Origin of the sequence: Mesorhizobium sp. M5C.F.Ca.IN.020.29.1.1 (assembly GCF_003997375.1) — a bacterium.
Taxonomy (GTDB): domain Bacteria; phylum Pseudomonadota; class Alphaproteobacteria; order Rhizobiales; family Rhizobiaceae; genus Mesorhizobium; species Mesorhizobium wenxiniae.
This window is the reverse complement of record NZ_RZSW01000432.1, coordinates 1-5,411: the sequence shown is the minus strand read 5'-3', so window position 1 is coordinate 5,411 and position 5,411 is coordinate 1. Positions and strand designations below refer to the sequence as shown.

Annotated in this window: 3 protein-coding genes; 2 read left to right on the top strand and 1 reads right to left on the bottom strand. The window is 62.0% G+C overall.

Going from position 1 to position 5,411, the window contains the following annotated elements; genetic code table 11:
- Positions 1-484, top strand: a 484-nt coding sequence (locus EOA85_RS26265; RefSeq protein WP_127211713.1) for a D-lyxose/D-mannose family sugar isomerase, incomplete at its 5' end; no start/stop codon positions are given.
- A 28-nt stretch (positions 485-512) separates the two neighbouring features.
- Here EOA85_RS26265 and EOA85_RS26260 read toward each other — a convergent pair.
- The gene (locus EOA85_RS26260; protein ID WP_127211712.1) at positions 513-893 is read right to left on the bottom strand and encodes a hypothetical protein; all 381 of its coding nucleotides are present in this window, start codon (positions 891-893) and stop codon (positions 513-515) included.
- A 439-nt stretch (positions 894-1,332) separates the two neighbouring features.
- On the opposite strand from EOA85_RS26260, the gene metH reads away from it, so the two are divergent.
- Positions 1,333-5,142, top strand: coding sequence for a methionine synthase (gene metH, locus EOA85_RS26250; RefSeq protein ID WP_127211711.1), 3,810 nt, complete (start codon positions 1,333-1,335; stop codon positions 5,140-5,142).
- The last annotated feature ends 269 nt before the right edge of the window (positions 5,143-5,411 follow it).

The following is a 5,411-nucleotide window of genomic DNA, read 5'->3' as shown; positions in this document are numbered from 1 at the left end:
CCTGTTCACTGTCCGCAACGGTCGCTACGAGGACATGAAGAAGGGCATGGGCATGCTCTATGCCGAGAAGATCATGATCTCGCGCAAGGATCAGCTGTCGCCGATGCACCGCCACAACATCAAGGCCGAGGACATCATCAATCGTGGCGGCGGCAAGCTTGTGCTGGAACTGTTCATGCACGATCGCGATGGCGGCATCGATCCGAAGGCCGAGGTATCGGTGCCTGTCGACGGAACCATCCACAGGCTGCCTGCGGGCGGGCTGCTGAAGCTCGACCCGGGCCAGAGCGTCACGCTTCTCCCGGGTGTCTGGCACGCCTTCTGGGCCGAAGGCAAGGACGTGTTGATCGGCGAGGTCTCGACCGTCAATGACGATCTCACCGACAATGTCTTCCGCGAACCGATCGGCCGCTTCGCAGACATCGACGAGGATGTCGCGCCGCTGCACCTGCTCGTGTCCGACTACGAGAAGTGGGTGGGGTGAGGGAGGCGCTTGAGAGGCCGGCCGATGGCTAGTCTTCCCAGTTCAACTGCTGATGAAACGTCCAGATATTGATCGTGCTGTCACTGTGCTCACTCGTGCTGTGCAGTGAAAGTACGATATCCACCTCCGGCGGCGCCTCTATCCTTGTTATTATGAAGCGGACTCCATCAGCCAGGATTTCGATGCCGGAGCCCCTTTTCCAATTTCCTCCCGCCTGCTGAAGTCGGCGGGAGGAATCATCGATTTGCTCCTTCATCGATCCGTCGTTTGGAAAAGGTGCATCAGTGAGTCTGCTAAACTCTTCCCAAGATCCAGATACTGCTGCCTGAATTGCGCGCTCAATTCTGGATTCTTCAGTGCCGCTTATTTTGATCTGCATCGCCTCCCGCCTCTTCAGCTTACCGATCATGCTTGTCGGCTCTGCGGTTGCCCAGCAGCAGCTTCCGCTCGAGATGGGCTCGGAGCTCGCCCTAATACGCCGTCAGGAACGGGCGGGCATCATGCGCCTGCGGCGTTGAGCCGATCTTGCGTCCGATCCTCGGTCGCCACCGCGGTCAGCTATGTCGAGTTGCGGCAGGTTAGCGAAGGCACCAGCGTCGACGAACTGGCGGAGATCTTCTCCTGACGGGAGAGGTCGCTCCCGCCTACCACATGAAGGACGCAACTTCCGCGTCGGAGATCTTACCTGCCGTCCCGTCGGCGATCGCCTGAAAGACACGCAGGCGGCCTCGTAGCATCAGCGGGCAGCATTCCCCGCGGCAGGGGTGACAGCAACAAGCGAATAGCGTATATTGACATAAAGATGTCTTTATGTCGCTTAAGCGCGACTGTCGCCTCGAGGACGGAATATGTCGCAAACCCCCTCATCGCTGGACGACCTGTTCGGTCCCGCCGCGGCTACGCCCGATGGGTCGGAAGTCCTCGCGGCGCTGACGGCGGCGGCGCGCGAACGTATCCTCATCCTCGACGGTGCCATGGGCACGCAGATCCAGGGCCTGGGTTTCGACGAGAACCATTTCCGTGGCGACAAATTCCCGGATTGCGCCTGCCATCAGCAGGGCAACAATGATCTGCTGATCCTGACGCAGCCCAAGGCGATCGAGGAGATCCACTATCAATACGCCATCGCCGGGGCGGACATTCTTGAAACCAACACCTTCTCCTCGACCGCCATCGCCCAGGCGGATTACGGCATGGAGGATGCGGTCTACGCGCTGAACCGCGACGGTGCGCGGCTGGTGCGTAGGGCAGCGGTGAGGGCTGAGCAGGAGGACGGCAGGCGTCGTTTCGTCGCCGGTGCGCTGGGGCCAACCAACCGCACCGCCTCGATGTCGCCGGATGTCAACAATCCCGGCTACCGGGCCGTGACATTCGACGAATTGCGGCTTGCCTATGGCGAGCAGCTGCGCGGTCTGATCGACGGCGGCGCCGACATCATCCTGATCGAGACCATCTTCGATACGCTGAACGCCAAGGCGGCGATCTTCGCAGCAGAAGAGATCTTCATCGAGAAGGATATGCATCTGCCGGTTATGATCTCCGGCACGATCACCGACCTGTCCGGCCGCACGCTGTCCGGCCAGACGCCGACGGCTTTCTGGCATTCAGTCCGTCACGCCAACCCGTTCACAATAGGCCTCAATTGCGCGCTGGGCGCCAAGGCCATGCGCGCGCATCTGGACGAAATTTCCGGTGTCGCCGACACCTTTGTTTGCGCCTATCCGAATGCCGGCCTGCCCAATGAATTCGGCCGTTATGACGAGAGCCCGGAATTCATGGCGGCGCAGATCGAGGAGTTCGCGCGCGACGGATTGGTCAATGTCGTCGGCGGCTGCTGCGGCTCGACGCCGGACCACATCCGCGCCATCGCACAGGCGGTAAAGGAATATCCGCCGCGCGCTGTTCCCGACATCGAGCCGAAGATGCGCCTTTCGGGGCTCGAGCCGTTCACGTTGACCAAGGAGATTCCATTCGTGAATGTCGGCGAGCGCACCAATGTCACGGGCTCGGCCAGGTTCAGGAAGCTGATCACGGCGGGCGATTATGCCGCCGCGCTGGAAGTCGCCCGCGACCAGGTCGCCAATGGCGCGCAGATCATCGACATCAACATGGACGAAGGCCTGATCGATTCGAAAAAGGCGATGGTCGAATATCTCAACCTCATCGCCGCCGAGCCGGATATCGCCCGCGTTCCCGTGATGATCGACAGCTCCAAATGGGAGATCATCGAAGCCGGCCTGAAATGCGTGCAAGGCAAGCCGCTGGTGAACTCCATTTCCATGAAGGAAGGCGAGGCGGCCTTTCTGCACCATGCGAAGCTCGTCCGCGCGTATGGCGCGGCGGTGGTTGTCATGGCCTTCGACGAAGACGGTCAGGCCGACACACAGGCGCGCAAGGTCGAAATCTGCACCCGCGCCTATAAGCTGCTGACCGAGCAGGCCGGATTCCCGCCCGAGGATATCGTTTTCGACCCGAACATCTTTGCCATCGCCACCGGCATCGACGAGCACAACAATTACGGCGTCGACTTCATCGAAGCAGCACGGCAGATCACCGCGACGCTTCCCCATGTCCACATATCGGGTGGCGTGTCGAACCTCTCCTTCTCGTTTCGCGGCAACGAGCCGGTGCGCGAGGCCATGCATGCCGTGTTCCTTTATCATGCCATCCAGGCCGGCATGGACATGGGCATCGTCAACGCCGGGCAGCTTGCCGTTTACGAGTCCATCGATCCGGAACTGCGCGAAGCCTGCGAGGACGTCGTCAACAACCGTCAGCCGAAGGGCGGCGGCACAGCGACCGAACGCATGCTGGAACTCGCCGAACGCTTCAAGGGCACAGCGGGCAAGGAGGCGCAGGAACGCGATCTCGCCTGGCGCGACTGGCCTGTCGACCAGCGCATTTCGCACGCACTGGTCAACGGCATCACCGAATTCATCGACGCGGACACGGACGAAGCGCGACTTGCCGCCGAGCGCCCGCTGCATGTCATCGAAGGTCCTTTGATGGCAGGAATGAATGTCGTCGGCGATCTGTTTGGTGCCGGCAAGATGTTCCTGCCGCAAGTGGTGAAGTCCGCCCGCGTCATGAAGCAGGCCGTTGCCGGCTTGCTTCCGCACATGGAGGCGGAGAAGCTGGCGAACGCCGCCAATGGCGTCGACACCGGCGAGCGCCAGACCGCCGGAAAGATCCTGATGGCGACGGTGAAGGGCGATGTCCACGATATCGGCAAGAACATCGTCGGTGTGGTTCTGGCCTGCAACAATTACGAGATCATCGACCTCGGCGTCATGGTGCCGGCGGCGAAGATCCTGCAGACGGCGCGCGAGCAGCAGGTCGACATCATCGGCCTATCCGGCCTGATCACGCCTTCGCTCGACGAGATGGCGCATATGGCCGCCGAGATGGAGCGCGAAGGTTTTGACATTCCGCTGTTGATCGGCGGCGCGACGACCAGCCGCGTGCATACGGCGGTAAAGATTCATCCGCGCTATATCAGGGGCCAGACGGTCTACGTCACCGATGCCAGCCGCGCGGTCGGCGTGGTGTCGGCACTGCTGTCGAACGAGACCAAGGGCGGCTATGTCGACAACGTTCGTGCCGAATACAAGAAGGTTGCCGATGCGCACGCGCGCAGCGAAGCCGACAAGCAGCGCTTGCCGCTCGTCAAGGCGCGTGCCAACGCCCACAGGATCGACTGGTCGGCCTACGCGCCGCCGAAGCCGTCCTTCCTCGGCGTGAAAGTCTTCGAAGGCTGGGATCTGGCCGAGCTCGCGCGCTATATCGACTGGACGCCGTTCTTCCAGACCTGGGAGCTGAAGGGCCGTTACCCGAAAATCCTCGACGACGAGGCTCAAGGGCCGGCGGCACGCCAGCTCTTCGAGGACGCCCAGGCGATGCTGGCGAAGATCATCGCGGAAAAATGGTTCGCGCCGAAGGGCGTCATCGGCTTCTGGCCGGCCAACGCTGTCGGCGACGACATCAGGCTGTTCACCGACGACACGCGATCGCAGGAACTGGCGACCTTCTTCACGCTGCGCCAGCAGCTGACCAAGCGCGACGGCAAGGCGAATGTCGCACTCTCGGATTTCGTCGCGCCTTTTGACAGCGGCAAGGCCGACTATCTCGGCGGCTTCATCGTCACCGCCGGCATCGAGGAAGCGGCAATCGCCGAGCGCTTCGAGCGGGCGAACGACGACTACTCGTCGATCATGGTCAAGGCGCTGGCCGACCGTTTCGCCGAAGCCTTCGCCGAGCGCCTGCACGAACGCGTGCGCAAGGAATTCTGGGCCTATGCCCCGGATGAGGATCTGGCGCCGGACGAGCTGATCGGCGAACCCTATCGCGGCATCCGCCCAGCCCCCGGCTATCCGGCGCAGCCCGATCACACCGAGAAAGCGACGCTGTTTCGCCTGCTTGACGGCGAGCGCAATGCCGGCGTCAGCCTGACCGAAAGTTTTGCGATGTGGCCGGGCTCCTCAGTGTCCGGCATCTACCTGTCGCATCCCGAAAGCTATTATTTCGGCGTGGCCAAGGTCGAACGCGACCAGGTCGAGGATTATGCGCGCCGCAAGCGCATGCCGCTCGGCGAGGTCGAGCGCTGGCTCGGCCCGATCCTGAACTATGTGCCGGCGCAGGGGCTGGACGCCGCCGCGTGAAATCGCGCCGCGAGGCTGATAGGGCGAGAAGCCGGCACCTCCATGACAGCAGCCTTGTCCTGATTGCGCGCTCGTTCTGCACCGACACGTGATGGGCACCTCCACCTTGGCCAGGCCTGGCCTGCAGCGGTGGTGCACCGGCCCGCCTCGGATTGACGCGCGATCCTTTAGCTGCAAAGTATATTAACGTTCTGTTTACCAAATATTAGTCTCGGCAGGGACTGGGGGGGCAATTTGGAACCGTTTCTGGGTGCGAACCGCCTTAATTG

Excerpts from the sequence above, each read along its gene's own strand:
- EOA85_RS26260 (WP_127211712.1), bottom strand. The coding sequence starts at position 893 with ATGATCGGTAAGCTGAAGAGGCGGGAGGCGATGCAGATCAAAATAAGC.
- metH (WP_127211711.1), top strand. The coding sequence starts at position 1,333 with ATGTCGCAAACCCCCTCATCGCTGGACGACCTGTTCGGTCCCGCCGCG.